Source organism: Pseudomonas sp. GM17, from assembly GCF_000282175.2.
Lineage (GTDB): Bacteria > Pseudomonadota > Gammaproteobacteria > Pseudomonadales > Pseudomonadaceae > Aquipseudomonas > Aquipseudomonas chlororaphis.
On record NZ_CP124732.1, the window covers coordinates 3,816,453 to 3,841,691 of the forward strand.

At 61.7% G+C, this 25,239-nt stretch carries 23 protein-coding genes and 1 pseudogene; 9 read left to right on the forward strand and 15 right to left on the reverse strand.

Annotated features, from left to right (window positions below):
- Positions 1-326: 326 nt before the first annotated feature.
- On the forward strand, positions 327-665 hold the full coding sequence (locus tag PMI20_RS17115) for a hypothetical protein (RefSeq protein ID WP_007931946.1): 339 nt from the start codon (positions 327-329) through the stop codon (positions 663-665).
- 69 nt (positions 666-734) lie between these two features.
- Here the strand turns inward: PMI20_RS17115 and PMI20_RS17120 are convergent, their stop codons facing one another.
- Entirely contained in the window at positions 735-1,217 is a 483-nt protein-coding gene (locus PMI20_RS17120; RefSeq protein ID WP_007931947.1) for a cupin domain-containing protein, read from the reverse strand.
- A 288-nt stretch (positions 1,218-1,505) separates the two neighbouring features.
- Between PMI20_RS17120 and PMI20_RS17125 the strand changes: the two genes are divergently transcribed.
- Complete coding sequence (locus PMI20_RS17125; protein ID WP_007931948.1) at positions 1,506-3,632, forward strand: TonB-dependent receptor family protein; 2,127 nt, start codon at positions 1,506-1,508, stop codon at positions 3,630-3,632.
- A 276-nt stretch (positions 3,633-3,908) separates the two neighbouring features.
- Complete coding sequence (locus tag PMI20_RS17130) at positions 3,909-5,135, forward strand: MFS transporter (protein WP_007931950.1); 1,227 nt, start codon at positions 3,909-3,911, stop codon at positions 5,133-5,135.
- A gap of 57 nt (positions 5,136-5,192) precedes the next feature.
- On the opposite strand, the gene PMI20_RS17135 is transcribed toward PMI20_RS17130, so the two are convergent.
- Both PMI20_RS17135 and PMI20_RS17140 read right to left on the reverse strand, forming a co-directional pair.
- A complete protein-coding gene (locus PMI20_RS17135) occupies positions 5,193-5,351 on the reverse strand; it encodes a DUF2986 domain-containing protein (RefSeq protein WP_007931951.1) in 159 nt (52 codons plus the stop codon).
- Between the two features lie 79 nt (positions 5,352-5,430).
- Complete coding sequence (locus tag PMI20_RS17140; RefSeq protein WP_037036075.1) at positions 5,431-6,126, reverse strand: tRNA (adenine(22)-N(1))-methyltransferase; 696 nt, start codon at positions 6,124-6,126, stop codon at positions 5,431-5,433.
- Positions 6,127-6,485: 359 nt separating this feature from the next.
- Between PMI20_RS17140 and PMI20_RS17145 the strand changes: the two are divergent.
- Positions 6,486-7,406: pseudogene (locus PMI20_RS17145) on the forward strand (alpha/beta fold hydrolase); the annotation flags it as partial.
- Positions 7,407-7,490: 84 nt separating this feature from the next.
- Here the strand turns inward: PMI20_RS17145 and PMI20_RS17150 are convergent.
- The 12 genes from PMI20_RS17150 to PMI20_RS17205 form a co-directional block, all read right to left on the reverse strand.
- Positions 7,491-8,114: an NIPSNAP family protein gene (locus tag PMI20_RS17150; protein ID WP_007931954.1), complete on the reverse strand. Its 624-nt coding sequence runs from the start codon at positions 8,112-8,114 to the stop codon at positions 7,491-7,493.
- A 169-nt stretch (positions 8,115-8,283) separates the two neighbouring features.
- Positions 8,284-9,465, reverse strand: a complete 1,182-nt coding sequence (locus PMI20_RS17155; protein ID WP_007931959.1) for an alpha-hydroxy acid oxidase — start codon at positions 9,463-9,465, stop codon at positions 8,284-8,286.
- Between the two features lie 141 nt (positions 9,466-9,606).
- The gene (locus PMI20_RS17160) at positions 9,607-10,884 is read right to left on the reverse strand and encodes an OprD family porin (protein ID WP_007931960.1); all 1,278 of its coding nucleotides are present in this window, start codon (positions 10,882-10,884) and stop codon (positions 9,607-9,609) included.
- Positions 10,885-11,112: 228 nt separating this feature from the next.
- Positions 11,113-11,613 carry a flavin reductase gene (locus tag PMI20_RS17165; RefSeq protein WP_007931961.1) on the reverse strand — a complete coding sequence of 167 codons (501 nt, stop codon included), beginning with the start codon at positions 11,611-11,613 and terminating at the stop codon, positions 11,113-11,115.
- A 19-nt stretch (positions 11,614-11,632) separates the two neighbouring features.
- The gene (locus PMI20_RS17170; protein WP_007931962.1) at positions 11,633-12,592 is read right to left on the reverse strand and encodes a PDR/VanB family oxidoreductase; all 960 of its coding nucleotides are present in this window, start codon (positions 12,590-12,592) and stop codon (positions 11,633-11,635) included.
- Positions 12,593-12,672: 80 nt separating this feature from the next.
- Positions 12,673-13,413: an SDR family NAD(P)-dependent oxidoreductase gene (locus PMI20_RS17175; protein WP_007931963.1), complete on the reverse strand. Its 741-nt coding sequence runs from the start codon at positions 13,411-13,413 to the stop codon at positions 12,673-12,675.
- Positions 13,414-13,423: 10 nt separating this feature from the next.
- Positions 13,424-13,900 (reverse strand): aromatic-ring-hydroxylating dioxygenase subunit beta, encoded by a 477-nt coding sequence (locus PMI20_RS17180; protein ID WP_037036083.1) that lies wholly within the window; start codon positions 13,898-13,900, stop codon positions 13,424-13,426.
- A 19-nt stretch (positions 13,901-13,919) separates the two neighbouring features.
- Positions 13,920-15,194: an aromatic ring-hydroxylating oxygenase subunit alpha gene (locus PMI20_RS17185; RefSeq protein ID WP_007931970.1), complete on the reverse strand. Its 1,275-nt coding sequence runs from the start codon at positions 15,192-15,194 to the stop codon at positions 13,920-13,922.
- Positions 15,195-15,241: 47 nt separating this feature from the next.
- Positions 15,242-15,772, reverse strand: coding sequence for a nuclear transport factor 2 family protein (locus PMI20_RS17190; protein ID WP_007931973.1), 531 nt, complete (start codon positions 15,770-15,772; stop codon positions 15,242-15,244).
- 16 nt (positions 15,773-15,788) lie between these two features.
- Positions 15,789-16,148, reverse strand: coding sequence for a hypothetical protein (locus PMI20_RS17195; RefSeq protein WP_007931975.1), 360 nt, complete (start codon positions 16,146-16,148; stop codon positions 15,789-15,791).
- Between the two features lie 25 nt (positions 16,149-16,173).
- Positions 16,174-17,346, reverse strand: a complete 1,173-nt coding sequence (locus tag PMI20_RS17200) for an acyl-CoA dehydrogenase family protein (RefSeq protein WP_007931976.1) — start codon at positions 17,344-17,346, stop codon at positions 16,174-16,176.
- A 27-nt stretch (positions 17,347-17,373) separates the two neighbouring features.
- On the reverse strand, positions 17,374-18,486 hold the full coding sequence (locus tag PMI20_RS17205) for an amidase (RefSeq protein WP_037036061.1): 1,113 nt from the start codon (positions 18,484-18,486) through the stop codon (positions 17,374-17,376).
- Positions 18,487-19,276: 790 nt separating this feature from the next.
- Here PMI20_RS17205 and PMI20_RS17210 point away from each other — a divergent pair.
- The 5 genes from PMI20_RS17210 to PMI20_RS17230 all read left to right on the forward strand — a co-directional run bounded on the left by PMI20_RS17210 (position 19,277) and on the right by PMI20_RS17230 (position 25,222).
- The gene (locus PMI20_RS17210) at positions 19,277-20,425 is read left to right on the forward strand and encodes an ABC transporter substrate-binding protein (protein WP_007931979.1); all 1,149 of its coding nucleotides are present in this window, start codon (positions 19,277-19,279) and stop codon (positions 20,423-20,425) included.
- A gap of 107 nt (positions 20,426-20,532) precedes the next feature.
- Positions 20,533-21,564, forward strand: a complete 1,032-nt coding sequence (locus tag PMI20_RS17215; RefSeq protein ID WP_007931981.1) for a branched-chain amino acid ABC transporter permease — start codon at positions 20,533-20,535, stop codon at positions 21,562-21,564.
- On the forward strand, positions 21,561-23,363 hold the full coding sequence (locus PMI20_RS17220) for a branched-chain amino acid ABC transporter ATP-binding protein/permease (protein WP_007931983.1): 1,803 nt from the start codon (positions 21,561-21,563) through the stop codon (positions 23,361-23,363). The genes PMI20_RS17215 and PMI20_RS17220 overlap by 4 nt, the downstream gene beginning before the upstream one ends.
- Complete coding sequence (locus PMI20_RS17225; RefSeq protein ID WP_007931985.1) at positions 23,360-24,154, forward strand: ABC transporter ATP-binding protein; 795 nt, start codon at positions 23,360-23,362, stop codon at positions 24,152-24,154. Before PMI20_RS17220 ends, PMI20_RS17225 begins: the two co-directional genes overlap by 4 nt.
- 81 nt (positions 24,155-24,235) lie before the next feature.
- Positions 24,236-25,222, forward strand: coding sequence for a ketopantoate reductase family protein (locus tag PMI20_RS17230; protein ID WP_007931987.1), 987 nt, complete (start codon positions 24,236-24,238; stop codon positions 25,220-25,222).
- Positions 25,223-25,239: the final 17 nt, after the last annotated feature.

Sequence of the window (25,239 nt, forward strand, 5' to 3'; positions counted from 1 at the left end):
CGCTTGCGCGGGTGGCGCCCAGCCCTCTGCGGTATCCGATGATCGGGCCTGGCAGCTGGCAGGCTCCTTTACTAGTGTCTACCCAACAGCAGCCGAACCGGTTTTAACGGGCCTGAATTCACTGTCCATGCCGTACTCCTTTTCGAACAGTAGCGTGTTCGCCTACTCGTTCCTCCCGGTACTCAAGGAGAGAACCATCCAGGAAGTGCACATGACACTTCTTGCCTGCCAAGGGACATTCTGAAACGTATCAGGCTTTCAGCTAGAGGGTTTTACACCCGAGCGCCGAGGTGAAAAGAGGTGCACTCATCGAAAGGAGATCGAAGATGGCTAGCATAATGAAAGTTTTGGACATCCACCTGTCACTGCTCAAGTCCAACCCACCACAGCTGCATATATTGGCCCATGGCCTGGTGGGCTCTCCGGGCTGGACCAACCCAAGATTGCAACCGCGGTTTTACATCGACTTCCCGAAAGACGGGATTCAAGACTTTGACTTCGTTGCTGACCCGCCTCAGGGAGTTTCCATACTCCCCGTCTACCCCATCACCGCATCAGAGCACTGGGAAAACCCACCCCTGGATAAGCTCAAAGGCGTAAGGGTTCACTCTGCCAACAACTTCGTTGAAGAGTACATCCGGGTGGCCAAATCCGTAGCCTGTTAATCATTGAGAGGGATATGTGTCAGGCCTTGCCTGACACATATCAGATCGAATCCAGCCTTCAGCCATTGCCTATTTTTTGCTGTTCCTGGGGTCGTCCGCCGGGTTGAGGTAGGTGATGCCCCAGGGGCCCGTGCCGTGGAGCTGGAGCACGGTTTCCTGTTTTTGCGTGGCGGCGTACATCGGCATGCCGACGGGAATGATCAGGGTGTCGCCCGGGTGATAGGCCTTGGCCTTGGCCGCATCAAAGGTGTCGCCGGTGGCAAAGTAGAAGGTGCCCGAGATCACGGTGACACGTTCGGTCACAGGGTGGGTATGCACGCCGACTTTCGTGTTGGCCGGCAGCATCAGGCGCATCGTGAAAGGCTCTGGTTTTTTCAGGTCGCCTTCGATCACCGAAATCATCACCCCGGGCCCTACCGAGGGCGCGGGTGTCCATTTCAGTTCGGCGGGGGTGGCGGCAATCAACCCTGTGCCCTCGGCCAGCGCAGCCGATGCCAGGAAGGTTGCGCCGAACAGGGCCAGCGAAACAGCGACAGCTTTGTGGGTGCTCATCGTGATGTCCTCGCGGTTGAGAGCGCTGGGTGAATCGCAGCAGCGGCCAACATAGCGTCAACGCAAAAGCACAGCGGCTGCGCGATCGAGTCATATAGGGTGACGATAGCCGAACGCCGATGCGCGGATATATCCATTGCGAACAGCCTTGATAGCGCACGGGCATGGACGCTGGACTCCTGCCGATCTGCGCCTGCCAGGCAAAAGACAAAATTGCCATGTGTTTCCCTCGTTCTTTCATACGTCGCAGTTCTCTCTGCCCGTTGCCCATGCCTGGAGTTCCCCCCGATGCCCTCGCCCCGTCCCCTGCCCTCTGCCTTGCTGGGCCTGGCCCTTGTCTGTCCGGCCCCGGCCGAAGCCCAGGGCCTTGAGCTGGGACAGGTGCTGATCGGCGCCGAGGAGCGCAGCGGCGAAGACGCATCGATCGAGGAAGCCAAGGCGCGGCTGGCTCAGGTGCCCGGCGGCAGCAATGTGGTGGACCTGCGCCGCCCGCTGCAGGGCCGCGTGGCCAGCAACCAGGATGTGCTGGCGTATCAGCCGGGGGTCTATGCCCAGTCGGCGGGCAACGAAGGGGTGAAGATTTCGATCCGCGGTTCGGGCATCAACCGCGCGCCGGGCGCCCATGCCTCGGGGCTGTACACGATGCTCGACGGCCTGCCGCTGAGCGGCCCGGGCGGCACGCCCTATGAGTTGCTGGAACCGCTGTGGCTCGAGCGGGTGGAAGTGCTGCGCGGCGCCAACGGTTTCGACCGCGGCGCCCTGGCCCTGGGCGGCGCCATCGACTACATCAGCCACACCGGCTACGACGCGCCGAAGTTGCAGGTGCGCTACGCCACCGGCAGCCACGGTTATCAGCAGCGCCAGGTCAGCTCCGGGCAGGTGCTGGGCGACTTCGACTACTACCTGTCCCTGACCGACGCCCGCTCCGATGGCTACCAGGACCACAGCGCCAGCAAGAGCCAGGGGGTCGTCGCCAACTTCGGCTATCGCTTCAACCCGAACCTGGAAACCCGCTTCTATATCCGCCATCGCCAGACCGACAACGACCTCGCCGGGCGGGTCACCCAGCGCTCCATCGAGCACGACCCGCGGGCGGCCAACCCGGCCTACGTGACGCGTAACGACAGCCGCGACCAGCCGGGCAGCACCTTTATTGGCAACAAGACCACCTGGTACATCGACGACGATTCGAGTATCCAGACCGGCCTGGTCTACCACGACTACCCCATGGACCTGCGCGAAGGCCCCAACCGCCTCAAGGTGGCCTACACCGATGTCAGCGGCACCTTCGACTACAAGCGCCGCGACACCCTCTGGGGCCTGGAAAGCCACAGCACCCTGGGCCTGCGGGTGACCAAGCACCTGCCCAACTCAGGGGCCAGCGAATTGGTGCGTATCCCCAGCGGCAACACCGCCGGTTATGCGCCGGGTACTCATATGCGCAACTTCACTTACCAGGGCTCGGACAGTGTCCTGCATCTGGGCAATGACCTGGAAATCGCCGACGACCTGTGGCTGACCACCGGCCTGGCCGCCATTTACACCCGCCGCGAAAGCGCCGTGACCTACCCCGACGGCGGTGGCAAGACCAGCCTCGGCGACTGGGACTACGCGCCGCGCCTGGGCCTGCGCTACCAGCTGGCCCCCGACCTGCAACTGTTCGGCAACCTCAGCCGCTCGGTGGAGGCGCCCCACCCCTGGTCGCTGATCTACAGCTCCAACATTCGTTTCCCGGCCGGCAGCGGCGCCGCCACCGGCACCCAGCGCGACCCGATCAAACTGCAAAACCAGACCGCCACCACCCTGGAACTCGGCGGCCGTGGCGACAGCGCCATCGGCCAATGGAGCCTGGCCTGGTACTACGCCCAGGTGCGCCACGAACTGCTCTCGGTGTTGCCGGACGCCAACGCCACCACCCCCTACGAGCTCAACGCCAGCCCCACCGTGCACCAGGGCGTGGAAGCCAGCCTGCAGAGCAAGCTGTGGTCAGGGAAAGACGGCGGCCAGCTGAGCCTGCGCCAGAGCTATACCTTCAGCGACTTCCACTACCGCGACGATGAACGCTTCGGCGACAACCGCCTGCCGGGCCTGCCGATGCACTACTACCAGGGCGAACTGCGCTACGACTGGCCTCAGGGCTTCTTCGCCGCGCTCAACACGCAACTGGTGTCCAAGGTGGCGGTGGACTACGCCAACAGCTATTACGCCGATCCCTACGCGCTGTTCGGCGCCACCCTGGGCTACAACGCGCCCAAGGGCGACTGGCAGACCTGGCTCGACCTGCGCAACCTGACCGACCAGCACTACGCCGCCACCGTCACCCCGGGCTACGACGACAAAGGCCTGGACGCCGCGCGATCGACGCCGGGGGAAGGCATGGCGATGTATGTCGGGGTGTCGTGGAGTTTGCGCTGAGGCGGTCGAATCAGGGCGGTTTCCGCCCTATGCCCAGGCGCGTTCAGGACGTCGTGCCCCTCCATCTTGCCGGATCAATGTGACAGGGATGACCGTTACCGAATGGGTCGCGACCGGCCAACAGCCGGTACTCGCCCAGCGTTTAATCGATGGCATTGATGATTATTATCGAGAGGCTCGCCTCTCGGCGTGCCAAAACCGACTCCTATAATCGCCTCGAATTTCCCCCCGCGCCCCTGTCCGCCTCAGGCGACATCCCCCTTGGAACCCAGCACCATGTCAAGCACAAGCCAGGCCCCTCACGGCCTCCTCGAACATAGTCAACAGAGCGTCAAACAACAGTGGCTGGCGATTCTCTCGGTCGCCGTGGGTGCCTTCGCCCTGGTGACCAGCGAGTTTCTCCCGGTGGGCGTGCTCAACGATGTCGCCAGCGACCTGGGCATCACTGCTGGCCACGCCGGTCTGATGGTTACCCTGCCCGGCATCATGGCCGCCCTCGCCGCCCCCTTGCTGTCTGTGGGCATCGGTGTCCTGGACCGTCGCAATCTGCTTATCGGCCTGACGCTGATCATGATCATCGCCAACTCGGTCGTGGCCTACGCCAGCGACTTCAACCTGCTGCTGTTCGGCCGTGTGCTGCTGGGCATCAGCATCGGCGGTTTCTGGGCTACCGCCATTGCCCTTAGCGGCCGCCTGGCCCCCAAAGGAGTGGGCGTAGCCCAGGCCACCTCGATCATCATGGTCGGTGTGACCCTGGCCACCGTACTGGGCGTGCCCGTAGGCACCTGGCTGAGTGGCCTGATGGGGTGGCGCATGACCTTCCTGGTCACCGCGCTGTTGGGTATACCGGTGCTGCTGGCGCAGGTCTTCCTGCTTCCGCGGCTCACCCCGGACAAGGCCATTCGCATCAGTGACCTGCCGGCCTTGTTCATCAACCCACAAGCTCGGGTCGGACTGATCGCAGTCTTGCTGATCGGCCTGGCGCACTTTGCCGCGTACACCTATGTCGCCCCCTTCTTCAAACAGAGTGCCGGCTTCGATGGGCCGACTATTGGTTCATTTCTGCTGCTGTATGGCGTGGCCGGGGTCGTGGGGAATATTTTCGCCGGCTTCGCCGCCAACCGGAGCGTGCGTCATACCCTGTTGCTGGTCGCACTGATGATCGGCACCAGCACTGCCCTGTTCCCCTACTTCGCCACCGGCATGACTGGCGCTGCGATGTTGATCGCGCTCTGGGGCTTCGCCTTCGGCGCCTTCCCGGCCTGCGCCAGTATCTGGATGTTTGTCGTAGCGCCCAAGGATGTCGAACGCGGCATGCCACTCTTCGTCGCCTTGTTCCAGGTGATTATTGCGTTGGGCTCGTTCTTCGGCGGGAGGATCGTCGACCAGCTGGGCAGCTCGGTGCTGTTGAGCCTGGCCACGGTCCTGGTGGGCTGCGGTTTTGTCACGGTACTTGTGCTGGGACGCAAGGTCAGTAATAGCCTGGCGGCCCAACCCGGCTAACAGGTTGATGTAAATAGCCGGGCCTTGTAGCAGCAATGGCCGCTCAAGCGCCATGGATCAGCTCTCGGAGGACACCACGGACTCCGGACTGGACTCGGCAGCCAGCTTCAATCGGTCGGCCTTGCTGATGTATTTGGGCTTTCGCGGTGCCAGCTTGGCACTGGCCTTTTTCGCGTTAGCCTTTAATAGCTGATTGATTTTCTTGCGACGATTCATGTTTTTTCTGCTCGGTTTGTGAATGCTTGAATGATAGGGGATTCAAAGCGCCCCTTCCTGTACAACCCCTGGACCGCGTTCAGGCCAGCAGCTCGCTGATCCACCGAGCCTGCCGGGCGATGTCCTGGACCTTCTCCTCGGGCACGGCCTGCCGTGCCCGGGCGAAGTGGGCCAGGGTCTTGTGTTTCAGGCGCAGCATGCGCTGCCACTTGGCCAGGAAGGCCGGGCTGCGGACCTGCAGTTGCAGCGGGCCGAAGTACAGTTCCTCGGCGGTGTAGTTCACCGGCCCGGCGCGCTCGGCGACGATGATTTCGTAGAAAAAGCGGTTTTCCCGCAGCACTTCCTCGCCGAGGATGCGGTAGCCATGCTCCATCAGCCATTGGCGCAGGGGTTGCTCGCCGCCGTTGGGCTGCAGGACCAGGCGTTCCTGGCCGCTCAGGCGGGCCTTGCCGCTGTCGAGGATGTCGCGGATGGTCTCGCCGCCCATGCCGCAAATGCTGATCGCCGTGATCCGGTCTTCCGGCTCGATCGCCGCCAGGCCGTTGGCCAGGCGCACGCTGATGCCCGAGTCCAGCGCGTTTTCGCGCACGCTGCGTTGGGCCGCGTGGAACGGCGTCAACGCCACCTCGCCGGCCACCGCCGCGGCGATAAGGCCACGGCGCAGCAATGCCACCGGCAGGTAGCCGTGATCCGAGCCGATATCGGCCAGGCGCGCACCCGCTGGCACATGCGCCGCCACGCGCTCCAGGCGCATGGACAATGTCTGTTGGTTCAACTGCCGCCCCTTTTCACCACGAACGTCCGGCGCCTTTGGCCGGATCGGGGCGCGATTCTGTCGGGCAATGGCGTGCATTTCAAATTTATGCGACCGGGGCCAGGGTTCGCGCCGTCCTGGCGCTCGCGCATCGGCGCCATGGCAAGCCGGGGCATAAGCCACTTTTGTATCGAGCTTTGCGCAGCCCAAGAGGCGGGAATGGGACGTCGCTGTCCCGCTGCCAAACCACCGAGTATCGCAATGTATCTGCATGACTTCTCGCTACATAAGCTTGCATCCGCCCCAGGATTCGGACACAGGCCAGATACGTCGCGGCCATCAAATGCAACCCAGGTTGAAGGGGATCAGCCAGGTCCCCCGCCACCACTTATGCCGCCCCTTCGCCGTTCGGCCCGCTGAAGCATGTCAACGCCGGGCTGCTGGACGTGGCATACGCCGAAACAGGCCCCGCCGATGGCCCGGTGGTGATTCTGCTGCACGGCTGGCCGTACGACATTCACAGCTTTGATGAGGTTGGGCCCTTGCTGGCGGCCAAGGGTTATCGGGTGCTGATGCCCTATGCCCGCGGCTACGGCGATACCCGTTTCCTGTCGGCGAAAACCCTGCGCAATGGCCAACCGGCCGCGCTGGCCAGTGACGTCATCGACTTCATGGATGCACTGAAGATCAAGCAAGCAGTGCTCGGCGGCTATGACTGGGGCGCGCGTTCGGCGGACATCGTCTCGGCGCTGTGGCCGGAGCGGGTCAAGGCGCTGGTGTCGGTCAGCGGCTACCTGATCGGCAACCAGGCGGCCGGCCAGAATCCGCTGCCGCCCAAGGCGGAATTGCAGTGGTGGTACCAGTTCTATTTCGCCACTGATCGCGGTCGCGCCGGCTATGAGAAAAACACCCACGACTTCGCCAAGCTGATCTGGCAACTGGCCTCGCCGCAATGGACGTTCGACGACGCCACCTTCGAGCGCAGCGCCAAGGCCCTGGACAACCCCGACCATGTCGATATCACGGTGTTCAACTACCGCTGGCGCCTGGGGCTGGTTCAAGGCGAAAGCCGCTACGCCACCCTGGAACAGAAACTGGCCACGGCCCCAACCATCAGCGTGCCGACCATCACCCTCGAAGGCGATGCCAACGGCGCGCCGCACCCGAACCCCGCGGACTACGCCAAGCGCTTCACCGGCAAATATCAGTTCCGCCTGATCAGCGGCGGCATCGGCCACAACCTGCCGCAGGAAGACCCGCGGGCGTTCGCCCAGGCGGTGATCGATGCGGATCAGCTATGAGGTCGGCCTGACTGTCCTGGGCAAAACATGGCGTGGGGAATGACTAGCGTTGAGTGAACCGCGCCTCACCGATCAGCGGCCGTCTCACAGCAACGGCGAAAAGCTCGCCGGCAGGTAGATCGTCGAATGCATGTCGCGCAGTTGCGGACCTGAGTTTTCCGGCGGCCAGACGCCATCCTGTACGGCACGGGTGCGCACGTCCAGGCGCTGTTCGAGCGAGTAGTACGGCCAGATGTGCAAGTACCGAGGCAACTGACCATCGGTGGCATAGAAGGCGGCATATACCGGCGAATATTGCTCGGCGGTTCTGGGGCCCAGCGCTTTTTTCCAGCCCCTCAGCGTGGGTGCCAGACCGGATGGCAGCAGATCGTAGATACGAAACTCGTAGAACGGCCCGTGCCGCCCGGCAGGCAGCGGCTGGAGAAAGGGAAACAACGAATAGTTTTCCACGCGCATCTCCATCAGATACGCCTCAATGCCAAACGCGTCGGCAGCCGCCAGATAACGCTCGCGCTCGACCTGGCGAGACGCCTCGTCGGCAAAGCCGCGCAACATCGCGATCTGATTCAGCGGGCCGACCTCCGATGCCCAGCACCCCATCAACTTCACGCCGGCGCCTTGCGCCAGCAGGCGCTGTTCCAGACACACCATGGCGATGGCGACAGTGCGCACGCGCACGGTGAACGTGATCAACTCGTACAGCTTCATGAATACCTCGGCTCAGGACCAGAGATGCATGGATGATCCGCACCCACAACGAAAAATACATTGCGTCGCTGAACACCGGCGACAGCTCCCTCGACTCGAGCGCGCGGTCAAATATCCGGGCGGTTCTGCAACGCAGTTAGCTGTTCCAGCTTGCAACGCAGTTTGATGCTCAAGCGCGTCGACGCTGGAACACGCTGTCACCGTCAAGGTGATTGAGGTGGGTACAGCCCATCAGGTTCATGGTCAGTGCGAGTTCAGCCGTCAGCAGGTCCAATGCCCGTCCTGCTCCGGCTTCACCGGCCGCCGCCACCCCGTAAAGGGTGGATCGGCCCAGCAGCACGGCATCCGCACCCAAGGCGAGCGCTTTGACGATGTCGCTGCCACGGCGAATGCCGCCGTCGAGCAGCAGGCTGAGTTTGCCCCGTGCCTGCGGGGCGATGGCCGCCAGCGCGTCGAGACTGCTCAGTGCACCGTCCAGCTGGCGACCACCGTGGTTGGACACCACCACGCCGTCGAGCCCAAGGGTGATGGCGCGCTCCACATCTGCCGGATGCAATACGCCCTTGAGCAACAGTCGCTCTCCCCACTGCTCACGCAAACGCGCCAACATGTCCCAGTCGAGCAAGGTATCCATCTGCTGGCCGATAAACGCCATCGATCCCAGGGGGTTACGCTCGCGCGGTGGCAAGTAGGGTTCGAGGTTGCCCATGCCGGGCAGCCCCGATGGCCACATCACCTGCTTGAGCCAGCGCGGGTGGCGGACCACATCCAGCTTGTTGCGCCATGTCAGCTGGCGCGACCTGGCAAAATTGCGCCGGTCCCATTGGCGATTACCCAGCACCATCGCATCACAGGTCAACACCAGGGTCCGGCAGCCTGCGTCGGCGGCCCGCTGCAGCAAATCGTTTTGCACCCGCGGATCGCGCATGGCGTACATCTGGAACCACAGGTCGACACCAGGCACCGCCGCGACAAGCTCTTCAAGCGAGGTATTGGACGCGGTACTCAGGCTGAAGGGCAGCCCCCGTGCCGTTGCCGCCCTGGCCAAGTGAATGTCGGCATCGCGGTGCAGCAGGCCGTTATAGCCCGTCGGCCCAATCAGCATCGGCATGGGCAACACCCGGCCGAGCACGGCGCGACAAGTGTCGGGCGCATGGCAGGGCACCATGGCCCTGGAATGCAGGCCAAAGGCGCTGAACGCCGCGAGATTATCCTTGAGCGTCAATTCGGCCTCCGCACCGCCGCTGAGGTACTCCCACACGAAGTAAGGCAAGCGCCGCCGGGCTATCTCGGCCAATTCGGCGATACTGTGAACGCGATCCAAGTCGCAGCCGGTATAAAAACGACGCATAGGCAATCCTTATAGCGCGGCATAAAAACCGCGGTAAAAAAGTCCGGAAGGAGCGCTCCGGACGAAGGAAAAACAATGTTGAAGTTCAACCGTGCCGGATGCGCAGGCCGGCCTGGAAGCCGCGAACGACTTCCAGGGATTTCAGAACTTCCAGGTGTAGGTCGTGATCAGGCGATTTTCCTGATAGTCCACCCCCGACGCCCTGCCATTGCCATAGCGCGTCTTTACGTCAATCCGGCGCCACTCGAAACCTAAGTCCTTCAGGGGACCGCTTTGCACCACATAGCCGAGCACGATGTTGCGTTCACTTTCGACGTTCTGTTCGAGGCTATTGCTGCCCCGGTCGATACCGGTGCCGCGTATGTAACGCGTCATCAATTTCAACCCCGGCAACCCGACGCCCGCGAAGTTGTAGTCATAACGCAATTGCCAGGAGCTTTCGTTCGGCTTGACGAACGCCACTGTCGACCAGTTCACCAGGTAAGGCTGCGGCGCATAGCCATTGAGCGTTGGGAATGTCGACTCGCCGAGCATGCGCTGGTAGCCGACACCGAAGGCGTGGGCGCCTTTTTTCAGGGTGGTCATGACGCCATAGGAGCGGTTGTCGATATCGCCGTACAGCGCTTTGCCGTCTTCACTGTGATTGAAGTAACGAAGGTCTGTCTTCAAGCCGTAACCGGCACCCAGATCATGGTTATAGGTCAGCCCCAGGTAGTGTTGTTTATAGATATCCTCCAGTTGCCCGAAGAAATAAGTACCGGACAAGTTTGGGGTAAATACATAGGTGGCACCCGCAAAGTTCAACCCATCACTGCGGCGTTTGATGTTAGGACCATTGAACAAGTACATCTTCTCGGTATTGGAAGACTCCCGGGAGCTGATTTCGGTAAAGCGACCGCCCGTCAGTGTCAGCTTTTCCACTTCCCTGGATTCGATCTGTACACCGTGATACGTGGTGATCAATTGCCGCGAATCGTCGATGTAGGCCACCGGCAACGTCGGACGAAGTTCACCTATCTTGAGTTCGGTTTTGTTGTAACGCACCTTGCCGGTCAGCGCCGCACGGCCATAGTCACGGACTTGTTCGCCCTTGCTGGCATCGTACGGAATGATGCTGTCCGGGCCCCGTCCACCGCCTCCGTCCAAGCGATAGGCGTACTGCGCCGAAAGGTCCAGGCCAAACTGCAGCGTGCCTTCGGTGTAACCCGAGATCGCGCGAAAATCGAAACCTTGGGTCCAACTGCCCACCCGGGATTGCGGCGCGTCATGCTGTTTGAAATCACGGTCAATGTAGAAGTTGCGCATCCCCAGACTGACTTGTCTGTCATCTACGAAGTCGGCATATACAACGACCGGCATGAAGATTCCCATCACGGCCACAGGAGTGACGCCACGGCTTACCCAGCAATTCTGAGACATCAAGCGTTCCTTCTTTTTTACATGCACAAAGGCACGGCTAGTGGAAGCAGATTAGTTCAGCAAAAGTTAAACTTAGGCAGTCAATCCTCAGTATTGTTTTTATAACCACTCACTGCAAAAAAAGGCGTAACACAGTCATTCGCCAGAACAGCGACAACTGCTTTCTTGTTATTCAATAAACTTAATGATCATGGAAGTCCTTATCGAAACTTCCGGGTTCCAGCCCTGTCAGGGAGTTGCTTTGGATGCATCTCCCAAGCGGTGGTAGGCGCGATTGAAATACACCAGGCCTTCCTGGCTTTCGCCATTACGGATACCCAGGACTTCGCAATAGAAAATTGTGTGCGATCCGACTTCATGAGCCTGGGCGATGCGGCAGTCAAAACTCACCAGTGCCTCATCGAGCAGCGGCGCCCCACTTTCCAGGGTGGTCCAGGATGCGCAGGAAAAGCGCTGCTCGGCATCGAGGTTGCGGTTGGAAAACGCCCCCGATACCTCCTGGTGCCCCGGCGTCAGGACGTTAACGCTCAGCACCCCATTACTCTTGAAATGCACATTGGAAAACGACGAGCGATTCATGCACACCAACAGTGTCGGCGGCTGGTCGGTCACGCTGCACACCGCCGAAGCGGTGAAGCCGAAACGACCCGCAGGGCCATCGGTGGTGATGATCGAAACCGCACCACCGAGCATTGCCATTGAGTTACGAAACCCCGTTGTATCGACCATGGTCTTACCCTCCGGTCTATCAGATATCCAGCACCAGCTTCTTGGATTTGGCTCGGGAACAGCACACCAGAATCTGGTCATTGGCGGATTTTTCGTCATCCGTGAGATACACGTCGCGGTGATCCGGTTCGCCTTCGATAACGTCGCACAAGCAGGTGCCGCAAACGCCCTGCTCACAGGACACTTCAATCCTGATGCCCACGGCAGCCAGTGCCTCGACAATGCTCTGGCCCTCGACCACCTGGACGGTCTTGCCACTACGCTGGGCAACCACTTCGAAGCCCGCGCCCGAGGTGTCGACTTCGACCTGGAAGTATTCGCGGTGCACATGATCGTCGGCGTAACCTGCTTCCAGGGCCTGGGCAATGATCCAGTCCATGAAGCCGGACGGTCCGCAGACATACAGGTGTACACCGGCCTGGGGGGTGCCCAGCACCCTGGACAGGTCGAGTTTCTGTTCGACGGCTTCGTCGTCGAAATGCGTGTGCAACCGGGAAGCAAACGCAGCGCTGCCCAACTCGTCGAGAAAGGCGCTGCGACTGCGCGAACGGCCGCAATAGTGCAGTTCGAAATCGCTGCCGCGGGCATTCAATGCGTAGGCCATGGCGACCATCGGGGTAATGCCGATACCGCCACCGATCAGGATCGAGCGCCTGGCATCGCTGGCCAGCGGAAAGTGATTGCGCGGCAGGCTGATCTCGATCTCGCGCCCTTCTTGCAACCACTCATGCACCGCCACCGAACCGCCCCGCGAGGCGGGATCCTTGAGTACCCCCAAGCGATAGGCGCTGGCGTTGGCCGGATCGCCACACAGCGAATACTGACGAACCAGCCCAGCCTTGAGATGGATATCGACATGCGCGCCCGCCTCGAACGCGGGCAAGGGCTGTCCCGACGCATCGCTCAGATCCAGCACGACGACACCTTCGCCCTGCTCTTCGCGCTTGCGCACGACAACTTTCAATAATTGATCGCTCATACCGGACTGTCCCGAATTGGTTGTACGGGCGCGCACCTGGGCACGCCCTGCTGCTGTTGCAAAACGTGGCGCCAATGACCTCAGCGCATGAAGAGCCCGCCGTTCACGTCCCAGGTCGCCCCGGTGGTGAAGTAGGCGTCTTCGCTGGCCAGTTGCACGATCAGCCTGCCGATGAATGCGGCGTTGCCCAATTGCTTGACCGGAATCGCCTCTATCAGTTTTTCCAGGCGCTCGGGCGTCACGGCGGCACGTACCGCCGGCGACTCGACAGGGCCCGGGGCGATGGCGTTGACCGTGACACCGGAGGCCGCCAGCTCTTTGGCAAAGACCTTGGTCAAGGTGATGATTGCGCCCTTGGAGGCGGCGTAATGCGCGCCGGTCGCGGTGCCGCCGTTCTGCCCGGCCAGGGAGGCCATATTGATGATCCTCCCGTACCCCCGGGTCGCCAGATAGCTGCCGAACACTTGGCAGCCGACAAACGTGCCGCGCTGGTTAACGCTCACCACCCGGTCGAACTCTTCCGGGCTGATCTGCATCACGGGCGTGGTCATGGTCATCGCGGCGTTGTTCACCACCACCTGCAACGCCCCCCAATGCGCGACGACAGCCGCCAGAGCGTCCTCGAAATCGACCTTGCTCGACACGTCGAGCTTGAGCGCCAGCACCCGTTCGCCAGTAGCGTCCAGCTCAGCGGCGGTGGCTTGCGCCGACTCCAGCGAGCGGTCGCTGATCACGACCCGGTAGCCGCTGTTCAGCAGTTGCTCGGCAATGCTCCTGCCCAGCCCCTGGGCCGCTCCGGTGACCAATGCAACCTGTGTCATGGCAGCGTCCTCAGAGGATGTAACCGATACCCGCGAGGGTATCGGTGGAGTTGATCAGTTGAATCAGCTTGCGCTGGATCTTGAAACTGTCACCGCTGAGCACCAGCTCGAATGTGACATCGGCGGTGTACTGCTTGAGCACATCCTTGCGGAACTCGCGCAGGTTCTGTGCGCAACGCACGGTGACCACCCCGTCTCGATCCGACAACAGGCGAAAGCGCGACTGACTGCGCACGGTGCGCGCCCGCGGGGTGGTCGAAATCGACTCGCCGCTGGTCAATCGGGCCACGCGCAACTGACGCATGTGGTGATCGTCGTAGGCGTAGTTCAGGGTGTTCTCGAAATCGGTTTCCAGCGGATCGATCGGGATGATGTAAGTCGCGTTCTCGGTCCACAGATCGAGCCATTCGACAAAATCGCCGTGATCGAGCATGTCCGCTTCCTGCCAAATGAAAGCGCTGACCTGGTTGAGCAATTGCAGATTGATCATGGTGTTCTCCATCGACTCAGGCCGACATCATCTTTTTCCACTGCTGGTAGCCAGCGCGCATGCCGGTCTCGGCACTCACATCGCTCACCCGCCCGTCTTCCGACTCCTTTTCGCCCGGCAGGCCGCGATTGAGCATGATCCACAGATCGGTGCCGGCACTGGCGCCGCGCTGTACGCGCTCCCATGCCTCGGAATCGTCCGGCGTGCCAAACCCCATCGGGCCCTGGAAGTGCTCATGCAGGCGCAGGCGATAACGGTTGGCCACGGCCGGGCCACCGTCCATGGTGATCACCGCGTGATGGATTTCGGTTTCGTCCACTGCGATGGGTTGCAGCACCCGGAAGAACGCCATGGAACAAGCGACGTTCGGGAACAGGTTGAGGTTGAAGCCCGAACCGCCTACCGCGCGTACGATACGGCGGACCGATTCCTCGTCCTGGCCTTCGGCGCGCAGTTGCGCGGCCAGATCCTCAAAGCGCGCCGGGATCGGCAAATCGAGATTGGCCTCCAGATCGACCAGGTCGGGGATCATCACCATCACGCTGTGGCCGTTGCCGAGGTCTTCGACGTAGCCCGGCCCTTTGACGAAATCGAACAGCTCCAGCGTCTGTTCATCCACGGACGACAGGAACGACTTGTGCACCAGCGGGAAGTGATAGGCATCGGTGGTGTTTTCCAGCTGGATTTTCCAGTTGCCGGGGAAGCGGAAGCGATGCTCGCCTCCCACCTTGACCGGGTAACCGGCGCCCTGCTTCATGAACAGGTCAATCCACTTCTTCGCCGGGCCGAGGAAATCGACGAGGGGCTCGATATCATCCTTGAAGGTGGCGAAGATCATGCCGTTGTATTGCTCGACACGCAGGCCGACCAAAGGCAAGTCGGCCTTTTCCAGGCAATCGCCGTAACTTTCCGGGTGCGGCACACCACGCAGGCTGCCATCCAGGGCGTAGCTCCAGCCGTGATAAGGGCAGACGAAACTGTTGGTCTTGCCCTTCTTGTGTTCGCACACCGTTGCGCCACGATGGCGGCAGCGATTGAGCAACACATGCACGTCTTTCTTGCGGTCGCGTACGACGATTACCGGCTGCTTGCCGACGTAAGTGCTCTTGTAGCTGCCGGAATCGGGAATCTCGCTGGCATGCGCGACCCAGATCCAGGTGCTGTAGAAAATCTTGTCCAGCTCCTGCTCGAAGAGCTTGCCATCGGTGTACATCGACGTGTGAACACGGTCATGCAGAACCAGGTCGGAGGGGCTGGCGTCCAGCGTTACGGTGTTTATCAGGTTATTCACGATCACTCCTCGTCGGCAGGCGTCGCCGACTTCAAGAATTCCGGGTGTCACTCCCCGGATTGGCCAGGTACGGGCAGGTGGGCGGCGCTATTCCAGGTATCGACCGGGCGACTGAACAGGTTCTCGGTCTGAAAGTGCGCCATGCGCCACTGCCCCTGTTCCTGGGCGAACCGCACGCTGAGGCGAGCGCTGTTGAGGTGCGAGGCACCCGAGGCAAAGGTCGAGGCCTGCAACATCACCCAACTGGCATCCGCGGTCTCGCCGCTGACCCGGATCAGCTCCGAGGTCAGGAAATGCACGTTCAGCGAAAAGTGCGCAGGTTCGACCATGTAGGTCGCAAACATCGCTTTGATCGCCTCACGCCCGCGGTAACCGCCGAAGCTGTTCTGGTACCTGGCTCCCTTGCCTTCCCAGATCGCCTGCGCCGTGAACAGAGCGGCCAGTTCCTCGAGGGGGGAGCCCACGCCCAGTTCATCGCACAGGAACATGTAGCGGTTCATGCAGGCGCGAATGGCGTTCTCGCTTTCCAGCTGTTGGAGCCGCTGCTCCAGTGCGCGCAAATGCTCTTGTGATGACATGGCGACTGCTCTCGATTCAGCGCTGGATGATCAGTTCGCGACCGGTACGGGCCTCGACCTTGCAGTACTTCCAAAGTTTGTAGGGGCCATCGCCGACCTCCGTGGTGCGAAACAGATTGCAGGCGGCGTGGACGGTTTCGATGTCCGGCACATCGGCCAGCAGATACGTGGTCCAGGGCCAACCGGCGGAGGGGCCGACCATGCTCTGGTCATCGTCCATGTTGCCCAGCACGGTCACGCCAGGCAGATCGGCGATGCCGTTCCACATGACGCCGAACGCGGCCCATACCTCCAGCGCCTCGGGACGCGGAGCATCGAAGAAGTTCTGGTTGATGCCGATGCAGAACAGGACTCGCAGGGATTTTTTATCGGTCATGGGGTTCACCAATCAGTAGGGAAAATTACAGGTAGCCCGGCAGCGGCTTATTGCCGAAGAAAATCGCGCCGGCGTTCTGGTAAGTCATGTCGCCCATGAAGGCGTGCTGGGTAATGACCTGGGTGTCGTTGACGAAGCGCGACAGGGGGCTGGTACGGTACACCCCGCTCATACCCGAAAGCATTTGCGCGGTGCGCGCTACATCGGCCGAGACACGAGTGGCATGGGTCGAGGACAAGCGCAGCATATTGGTCTGCTCGACACTCACCGGATCGCCGGCCAGGACGCTGGCCCAGGCATCGTCGATCGCCTGGTAGAACCACGACCGCGCAGCGCGCAGCGCCGCTTCGGCCTTGGCCATTTCGACCTGAGCCAGCGGCCGGTCGGACAATGACGGCGCACCGGTCACGGAGATTCGGCCACTGGCCATGCCACTCAACTCGTCGAGGGCAGCGCGCGCAACGCCCAGGCCGACCACCGACAAGACCTGAGTGGCGAACGACAGGGACGGATAGCGGAAAAACGGCTCGTCAAGACTCGAAGGACCGCCGCGAACGAACGTCCACTCCTCAGGCACCACGACGCCTTCGACGACGACGTCATGGCTGCCGGTGCCGACCAGGCCGACGACGTTCCAGGTTTGCTCGATCCGCACCTTTTCCCGAGGCATCACCGCCAGCCGTGGAAGGCCGAGCATCTCGCCGTTCTTCGGGCTGATGCCCACCCCGATCAGCGACGCCCCCATGCAGCCGCTGGAAAATTTCCAGCGCCCGTTCACCTCCAGGCCACCTTCGACAAATGGCGCGGGCTGCGGTGGGAAGATCCCGCCGGCGAATACCACGTCAGGCGAGTCGGCGTAGATTTTCTGCAGGGTTTCCAGCGGTAGCGCCGCCAGATAAACCGGGCTCATGCCGAAGCTGGCGACCCAGCCGGCGGACCCATCGGCGATGGAGATGTCCTCGACCATCTGGCAAAACTCGGCCGGTGAGCGCTCGTCACCGCCGAAGCGCTTGGGCACCAGGGCACGATAGACGCCGAGCGTGCGGAACTGTTCGATGACATCCTGCGAGATGCATTTTTGCTGGTCGAATTCTTCATTCCGGGCACGCGTGCGAATCTCGACCAACAGATTCTGAAAGGCTTCATTCGCCGTGATCGGCACACGGCGCTGGTGATTCAGCTCGCTTGGCGCAGTCATGGGTTTCTCCATAGTAAGCATGACGATTTACTCTTCCAGGCGCCGGACCAGCTCGCGGGCGACTGCACACAGCAGTTCGTCCGCGCCATGGGCGGCAATGAGTTGCAGGCCTATCGGGAGCCCCGAAGCGCTTTCCAGAGGAATGCTCAGAGCCGGATGACCGGAAAGATTGAAAGCGCGCACCAGTGAGGTCATGCCCAGGGCGGCGCGAGTGTCGGCCGCATCGACGACCCGCAATGGGAAGTCGGGCATGGTCGGCATGGCCAGGATTGGGGTGATCGCCAGGGCTGCGTCCACTTCTGCGGTAAACGCGCGACGGGTGATTTCGGCTTCTTCAACGAACTTGGCCGTGGTCAGGCTGGCTGCGCGCAAACGGTCGGCGACATCGCTGCCGACCCGGCCGGTTTGCAACAGATGACCGCACGCGGCCCAGGTTTCGGCGTTGATGATCGCCATCCCGGCGCCATACGCTGCGGACATACCAGGCAGCGTCTGCTCAAGCAGCTTGAAGTGCGAACGCCCCAGCGCCTGGTTAACCACCGCCTGAATCTGTTCGTGGACCTCCACCGCGACTACGCCGATAGCAAGATGCTCGGGCAGCGGGACGGGGGCGAACGTGGGATCGATGATGCCCATCGCTTCGATCAAGCGATCCATATCCCGCGCCAGGGGGCCTACGCAATCGAGGGTGCTGTGCGTCGGCATGACACCCTGGCGACTGATCCGGCCAAAGGTAGGCTTGAGGCCGAAAACCCCGCAGCACGCCGCGGGAATCCGTACCGAGCCCCCGGTATCGGTGCCCAGCGCGAAGTCGCAAAGCCCGCCCGCCACCGCCGCCGCCGAACCGCTGGAGGAGCCACCCGGTATATAGCCCGGGTAGCGCGGATTGGCTGCCGTGCCCGTCCAGGCGTTGAGGCCGGTAGTCCCGAAAGCCAGTTCATGCAGGCTGGTTTTGCCGGTGATCCGGCAGCCCGCACCCAGGAGCGCCCGGACCACTTGGGCATGCTCGCCGGCCGCCGGAGCATCGACCAGTGCGTTGCTTGAAGCACGGGTCGGATAGCCCGCGATATCGATGGTGTCCTTCACCATGACCGAAAGGCCATCTCCCCCTAAAGCTAAATCCTGGACAACGATCGACATGCTCTTTACCTGCTCTTTGTGTATCGCCAGAACGGATGCCCTCGGCATGAAAGCCTGGGTGAACGCTTAAATCTAAAATCATAATAATTACGTGAAATGTCAATTGAATTTTACCAAATAAAAAGATGTGTATTTTCGGTGCATATTTTCACTTTTCGCACCAGTGACGTGCAGTTTGGTAACACCGGCACAGAGATAGGAAAAATCGAAAAACATAATATTTACTCTTATAAATCAATACGTTAACTACATATCAATAACGATTAACAACAAAACATTTGAAAAATATCGAGTTGACTCTTCCGTCAGAAAACCCAAAAACAAAAAAATAAAACCGTGAAAAAAACCACTTAAAAAACATAAAAAAACACTGATTTTTCAGTGTTCAAATTCTTGGTTTTCGGGGTCGATCAAGGCCTTTATTGATCCAGATCAAAGCCTTGCCCAGCATGGTGTGGTGCCGGTTTTATCCGCCTTCCAGATGCCCCTGTGACAGACCGCCGGAAGGCCTTGGCAGGATCGCCTCGACACTGCCCGCTCCGGGTATCGCCATGACGGGTTTGCGCCCTGCACCAAAAAATTTCTGGCATGCAACCTGCTTTTGCCCTCATCGCCTTCGATCGATAGCTCATGGTCGAGCGCCACCTCAATGGCTCGATAACGCCCCAGGGGTGTCGCAGCAGTTCGCCCAAAAAAACAGGGCCGTACCTTGGGCCGTACTCGCACCACGTCGTGGTCGGGGCGGCTGACCATTAGCCTTTTGCCGCGTTGCAACTCTTCGGAGAAAGTCATGCTTTTCAGAAAAGCCGTGTCCACGTTGTTGTTGAGTGCCGTCTGCGCTGCCGCCCAGGCAGATGTGAAAGTCGGGGTCATTACCTCCTCCACCGGGCCGATCGCACTGGTCGGGCTACCCCAGAAAAACACTATCCCCCTGCTGCCGGCCCAGGCTGGCGATCAGGCGGTGAAGTACATTTCTCTGGATGATGCGAGCGACCCGAGCGCTACGGTGAAGGCGCTGAAGAAGTTGATCGACGAAGAAAATGTCGACGCCATCATCGGCCCGAGCGGCTCGCCCAATGCCATGGGTGTGATCCAGTTCGTCGCCGAAGCTGGCGTGCCGCTGCTGGCCCCGGTTGGCACCGCCGCGGTGGTGCTGCCGATGACCGAGCAGAAGAAATGGGTATTCAAGACCACGCAGAACGATGACCTGATCGCCAAGGCGCTGTTCGAACACATGGCCAAGAAGGGCGTGAAGACACTCGGCTTCATCGGCACCGGTGACCCTTATGGCGAGAACTGGGCCAAGGTTGTGAGCGGCCTGGCGGCGCAGCACAACATCAAGGTCGTGGCCAACGAGCGCTTCCAGCGCCAGGACACATCCGTCACCGGGCAGAGCCTGAAAATACTCGCCAGCCGTCCCGACGCGGTACTGGTCGCCGCGCCCGGCAGCTCGGCGGTGATGCCGCAGACCACACTGTTCGATCAGGGCTATCGCGGGCAGATCTACCAGACCCACGGCGCGGCACTGCCGGACTTCCTCAAGCTGGGCGGAAAAAAGGTCGAAGGCACCATTCTGGCTGCCAGCCTGATGCTCGTAATCGATGAAATCCCGGACAGCCACCCCTCGAAGAAAATCGCCAGCGACTACACCACGGCCTACGAAAAGCTCAATGGCAGCAAACCGGCGACCTTCGGCGGGAACACCTTCGACGCCGGCTTGCTGCTACAGCAGGCAATCCCGATTGCAGCCAAGAAAGGCGCACCCGGAACTCCCGAGTTTCGCGCGGCCCTGCGCGATGCACTCGAGCAAAGCCACGAACTGGCCGGCACCCAGGGTGTTTACAACATGACACCGCAAGACCACAGCGGCTTTGACGAACGCGGCCGCGAATTGATCGTGGTCAAGAACGGCACCTGGATGCTGCTGCAAGACCATTGATCGAAGCCTGGTTGCACGGCCCGCCGCACGCCCCGCTCGATTGCCGACGAGGCGATCCGCACCTGCACGCGGGCCTGATATTCAATCTGTAGACAAGAGCTCTCATTATGAATTTCCAGATAGCCATGCTGCTGGGCCAGGACGGCATGACCAATGGCGCGATCTATGCGCTGTTGGCCCTGTCGATCCTTCTGGTGTTCACCGTGACCCGGATCCTGTTGATCCCCCTGGGTGAATTCGTGACCTACGGCGCCTTGACCATGGCCACGTTGCAGAACGGCCACCCGACGGCCCTGGTCTGGCTGCTACTCGGCCTGACACTGATCGATTGCGCGCTCGACCTGTGGGGGGCGGCACGTGCGAGCCTTCGGCTTGCCGTACGCATTCTCTTCAAGCTCGGCTACGCGGGGCTGCTGGCGGTGCTGATCAACACCTTGCCATTGGCCGAGTTGCCGATGGCGGTCCAGGCGCTGCTGACGCTGGCGCTGGTGGTACCATTGGGGCCGCAAATCTACCGCCTGGTGTTCCAACCGATCGCCTCGGCCAGTTCGCTGGTCCTGCTGATTGTGTCGATCGCCGTGCACGTCAGCATGACCGGTATGGCGCTATTGCTGTACGGCCCCGAAGGCGCCCGCACCAGGCCCTTCTCCGAAGCCGGGCTGGAACTCGGTCCGGTGACCTTCAATAGCCAGACCCTCTGGGTCCTGACCGTGTCCCTGGGGCTGATCGTCGGTTTGTACCTGTTCTTCGAGCGCACGCTTTATGGCAAGGCCTTGCGTGCCACCGCGATCAACCGCATGGGTGCCCGGCTGATGGGGATTTCCCCGACGCTTGCGGGCAAGTCGACCTTCCTGCTCGCCGCGCTGATCGGCACGCTTTCGGGGATCCTGATCGCGCCGATCACCACACTGTACTTCGACTCCGGTTTCGTCATCAGCCTCAAAGGTTTCGTCGGGGCGATCATTGGCGGGCTGGTCAGCTATCCGGTCGCCGCACTCGGCGCCCTGGCGGTGGGCCTGATCGAAGCCTTCTCCATGTTCTGGGCCAGCACCTATAAAGAAATCATCGTGTTCACGCTGATTATTCCGTTCCTGCTTTGGCGTTCATTCACCCGTCGTCATGTGGAGGAAGAAGAATGAATTCGCGCTACCTGTTACTTGCCTTGTTGCTGGCGGTGGGCATTGCGCCGCTGCTGTTGCCCCCCTACTACGTCACCCTGCTCAACTACATCGGCATGTACGCCATGGTGGTGCTGGGGCTGGTGCTGCTCACAGGCGTCGGCGGCATGACCAGTTTCGGCCAGGCCGCGTTCGTCGGGCTCGGTGCCTACACCTCGGCCTACCTGACCACCGCCGAACAATTGCCGGCCTGGCTGGCCTGGGCCGGAACGTCACCCTGGCTGACGCTGCTGGTGGGCGTGGTGCTCACCGCTTCGGTCGCGCTGATTCTCGGCGCGCTGACGCTCAAGCTGTCCGGGCATTACCTGCCGCTAGGGACGATTGCCTGGGGGCTTTCGCTGTACTACCTGTTCGGCACCCTGGAATCTCTGGGCGGCCATACCGGCGTCGGTGGCCTGCCGTCGATCTCGTTGTTCGGCCTGAAGCTGGACAAGGGCGAGAACATTTTCTACCTGATCTGGGCCCTGCTGTTGCTGGCGATCGTCATCACCCAGAACCTCCTCGACTCTCGCGAAGGCCGCGCCATCCGCGCCCTCAAGGGTGGCCAGGCAATGGCCGAATCGATGGGCGTCGACACCTTCCGTTCGAAGATGGTGATCTTCATCATTTCCGCGGTGTTCGCGGCGATTTCCGGCTGGCTCTATGCCCACACCCAACGCTTCGTCAATCCGACGCCATTCGGTTTGAACATGGGCATCGACTACCTGTTCATGGCCTTGATCGGCGGTGTCGGCAGCGTCTGGGGCGCCCTGCTCGGCGCGGGCATCCTGACCCTGCTCAAGCAGTGGTTGCAGGACTGGTTGCCGGCTCTGCTGGGGCATACCGGCAACTACGAAATCATCGTGTTCGGCATTCTGATCGTGGTCCTCATGCAGCGTGCGCCCGCCGGTCTCTGGCCATTGCTGGCGCGCCTGATACCGGCCCGCGCCAAGGTACGCCGCCAGGTCCACAGCACCGACGCCCCGGCTGTGCCGCTGGCACATCGGCGACGGCCTGAACATGGCGAACGAGTCCTTGAAGCGCGGCATGTGACCAAACGCTTCGGCGGGCTGGTGGCCAACAACGACATGAGCCTGGAAATCCGCTCCGGCGAAATCCTCGCGCTGATCGGCCCCAACGGCGCCGGCAAAAGCACCCTGTTCAACCAACTATCCGGTGTCGACACACCGAGCAGCGGCGATGTGCTGTTCATGGGCCAGAAGATCAATGGCCTGAATGCCCGGCAAGTGGCACGCATGGGCATGAGCCGCACCTTCCAGCACGTGAAACTGCTGGGCAACATGAGCGTGCTGGAGAACGTCGCCATTGGCGCGCATTTGCGTGGCAAGCAAGGCGTGCTGTCGGCGGCCCTGCACCTGGATCGTCGCGAGGAAGCCCGGTTGCTCGGCGAAGCCAGGCATCAACTGGAGCGCGTGGGCCTCGGCGACTACCTGTATGAAGAGGCCGGGAGCCTGGCCCTGGGCCAACAACGGATTCTGGAAGTTGCCCGCGCCTTGTGCGCCGCCCCGTACCTGCTGCTGCTCGACGAACCCGCGGCCGGCCTGCGTCTGAAAGAAAAGGAAGCCCTGGGCGTCCTGCTCAGCCGCCTGCGCAGCGAAGGCATGGCGATCCTGCTGGTCGAGCACGACATGGACTTCGTCATGGGCCTGGTCGACCGCGTGGTGGTCATGGAGTTCGGCCAGCGGATCGCCCAGGGATTGCCTGAAGACGTACAGAAGGATCCCGCGGTACTGGAAGCCTATCTGGGAGGAGCCGAATGATGAACATGCAAGTGGAACCGCACCTCACACAGCGCAACCAGGTCGACGACGCCGTGCTGGAGATCAAGGACCTGAACGTGGCCTATGGCAAAGTCGAAGCGCTGAGCGACGCCAGCCTGACGGTGGGCAAGGGCCAGATCGTGACGGTGATTGGCCCCAATGGCGCCGGCAAGACCACCCTGCTTTCGGCAATCATGGGCGTGCTTGGCTCCCGGGGGCAGGTTCATTTCGATGGCAGCCTGGAAGCCTTGCCGGAAGTGGAAGTGATGGTCTCACGGGGCCTGGGACTGGTGCCGGAAAAACGCGAGCTGTTCACCAGCATGAGCGTGGCCGACAACTTGCTGCTCGGCGCCTTCCAGCGCCATCGCCGGGGCGACCGGCGCTACAGCGAGACGCTGGCCGAAATCTATGAGCTGTTCCCGCGTCTCTGGGAGCGCCGTGAACAACTGGCAGCGACATTGTCTGGCGGTGAACGACAAATGCTCGCCGTGGGTCGGGCACTGATGGCCAAGCCCAAGCTCCTGATGCTCGACGAACCGAGCCTGGGCCTGGCGCCGCTGATTACCCGGGAGATTTTCCGGATCATTACCGCCCTGCGCGAGCAAGGGGTATCGATTCTGCTGGTGGAGCAGAACGCGCGCGCCGCCCTGCGGGTGGCCGATTACGCCTATGTGCTGGAAACCGGCCAGATCGCCATACAGGGCCCGGCGCAGCAACTGGCCGACGATCCGCGCGTGATCGAAGCCTATCTGGGCCTGGCCAGCAAGCACCAGGAAATGCTCGCCAACTGACGGCTGCCCTGCCCCGGCGACCGAAGGGCGCCGGACGCGTCGAGCACGGTCTTATCCGGCCTTTGAACATCTGGAGTCGCGATGAACGCTATCCCCCTACGCATTGGCATCGCCGGTGCCGGTGCTATCGGCTGCACCCTGGCAGCACGTCTGGCTGCTAGCGGCCACATGGTCAAGGTACTGGCCAGAGGAGAAACCCTGAGCGCCATCCGCCGTGACGGCATCCACCTGAACGACCTGGACGGCCACCACCATGTACGGGTCGACGCCAGCGACGACGCCGCCAGCCTCGGCGAGCAAGACCTGATTTTTCTCTGCGCCAAGGCACAAGCCCTGGCCACCCTGCTGCCGCAGTTGCAACCGATGATGACTGCCGAGACGGTGGTGATCCCGGTGGTCAACGGCGTGCCGTGGTGGTACTTCCACGGCGAGGGTGGACGCTACGCGGGGCAACAGGTGAACGCGGTCGATCCGCAGTCGATTCTCAGCCGGACCTTGGATCTGCGTCACGTGATCGGCTGCGTAGTGTTCATCACCGCACACTGCCCGGCCAGCGCCGTGGCCGAATCGCGCACCCCGCACCTGATGATTTTCGGCGAACCCGACAACCGTCTCAGCCCGCGCCTGGAGCGTGTGCGCGCACTGATTGAAAGTGTCGGAATAGAAGCGCGAGCCACCGACCGCATCCGCGACAACCTGTGGACCAAGATCATCGCCAACCTCACCTCCAACCCGCTCTCGGTGATTACCGGCGCCACCCTCGAGCAGCTTTACAGCCTGCCGGAGCTCCGCGACCTGGTCAGCAGTTGTCTGCACGAAGCCCTGCTGACGGCCGCCGCTTATGGCGCGCGCGTGAGCATCGATCCAAGGACCTTTCTCGAACTCGGCGCCGGCATGGGCGCCGTGCGCACCTCAATGCTGCAGGACTATGAGAAAGGCCGCCCTCTGGAGCTGGCCGCCATCGGCGATGCGGTGCTGGAGCTGGCCGATGGCATGGCGATCCCGATGCCCATCACTCGCCACCTCATTGCCCTGGCACGCTTTCGCGGCGAACAGGCCCGTCACTGACTCACTACAACCAGGAC

What these genes read in the sequence shown, in the direction of transcription:
- PMI20_RS17115 (WP_007931946.1), top strand. Translation starts at nt 327, where the DNA reads ATGGCTAGCATAATGAAAGTTTTGGACATCCACCTGTCACTGCTCAAG.
- PMI20_RS17120 (WP_007931947.1), bottom strand. Translation starts at nt 1,217, where the DNA reads ATGAGCACCCACAAAGCTGTCGCTGTTTCGCTGGCCCTGTTCGGCGCA.
- PMI20_RS17125 (WP_007931948.1), top strand. Translation starts at nt 1,506, where the DNA reads ATGCCCTCGCCCCGTCCCCTGCCCTCTGCCTTGCTGGGCCTGGCCCTT.
- PMI20_RS17130 (WP_007931950.1), top strand. Translation starts at nt 3,909, where the DNA reads ATGTCAAGCACAAGCCAGGCCCCTCACGGCCTCCTCGAACATAGTCAA.
- PMI20_RS17135 (WP_007931951.1), bottom strand. Translation starts at nt 5,351, where the DNA reads ATGAATCGTCGCAAGAAAATCAATCAGCTATTAAAGGCTAACGCGAAA.
- PMI20_RS17150 (WP_007931954.1), bottom strand. Translation starts at nt 8,114, where the DNA reads ATGAAGCTGTACGAGTTGATCACGTTCACCGTGCGCGTGCGCACTGTC.
- PMI20_RS17155 (WP_007931959.1), bottom strand. Translation starts at nt 9,465, where the DNA reads ATGCGTCGTTTTTATACCGGCTGCGACTTGGATCGCGTTCACAGTATC.
- PMI20_RS17160 (WP_007931960.1), bottom strand. Translation starts at nt 10,884, where the DNA reads ATGTCTCAGAATTGCTGGGTAAGCCGTGGCGTCACTCCTGTGGCCGTG.
- PMI20_RS17165 (WP_007931961.1), bottom strand. Translation starts at nt 11,613, where the DNA reads ATGGTCGATACAACGGGGTTTCGTAACTCAATGGCAATGCTCGGTGGT.
- PMI20_RS17170 (WP_007931962.1), bottom strand. Translation starts at nt 12,592, where the DNA reads ATGAGCGATCAATTATTGAAAGTTGTCGTGCGCAAGCGCGAAGAGCAG.
- PMI20_RS17175 (WP_007931963.1), bottom strand. Translation starts at nt 13,413, where the DNA reads ATGACACAGGTTGCATTGGTCACCGGAGCGGCCCAGGGGCTGGGCAGG.
- PMI20_RS17190 (WP_007931973.1), bottom strand. Translation starts at nt 15,772, where the DNA reads ATGTCATCACAAGAGCATTTGCGCGCACTGGAGCAGCGGCTCCAACAG.
- PMI20_RS17195 (WP_007931975.1), bottom strand. Translation starts at nt 16,148, where the DNA reads ATGACCGATAAAAAATCCCTGCGAGTCCTGTTCTGCATCGGCATCAAC.
- PMI20_RS17200 (WP_007931976.1), bottom strand. Translation starts at nt 17,346, where the DNA reads ATGACTGCGCCAAGCGAGCTGAATCACCAGCGCCGTGTGCCGATCACG.
- PMI20_RS17205 (WP_037036061.1), bottom strand. Translation starts at nt 18,486, where the DNA reads ATGTCGATCGTTGTCCAGGATTTAGCTTTAGGGGGAGATGGCCTTTCG.
- PMI20_RS17210 (WP_007931979.1), top strand. Translation starts at nt 19,277, where the DNA reads ATGCTTTTCAGAAAAGCCGTGTCCACGTTGTTGTTGAGTGCCGTCTGC.
- PMI20_RS17215 (WP_007931981.1), top strand. Translation starts at nt 20,533, where the DNA reads ATGAATTTCCAGATAGCCATGCTGCTGGGCCAGGACGGCATGACCAAT.
- PMI20_RS17220 (WP_007931983.1), top strand. Translation starts at nt 21,561, where the DNA reads ATGAATTCGCGCTACCTGTTACTTGCCTTGTTGCTGGCGGTGGGCATT.
- PMI20_RS17225 (WP_007931985.1), top strand. Translation starts at nt 23,360, where the DNA reads ATGATGAACATGCAAGTGGAACCGCACCTCACACAGCGCAACCAGGTC.
- PMI20_RS17230 (WP_007931987.1), top strand. Translation starts at nt 24,236, where the DNA reads ATGAACGCTATCCCCCTACGCATTGGCATCGCCGGTGCCGGTGCTATC.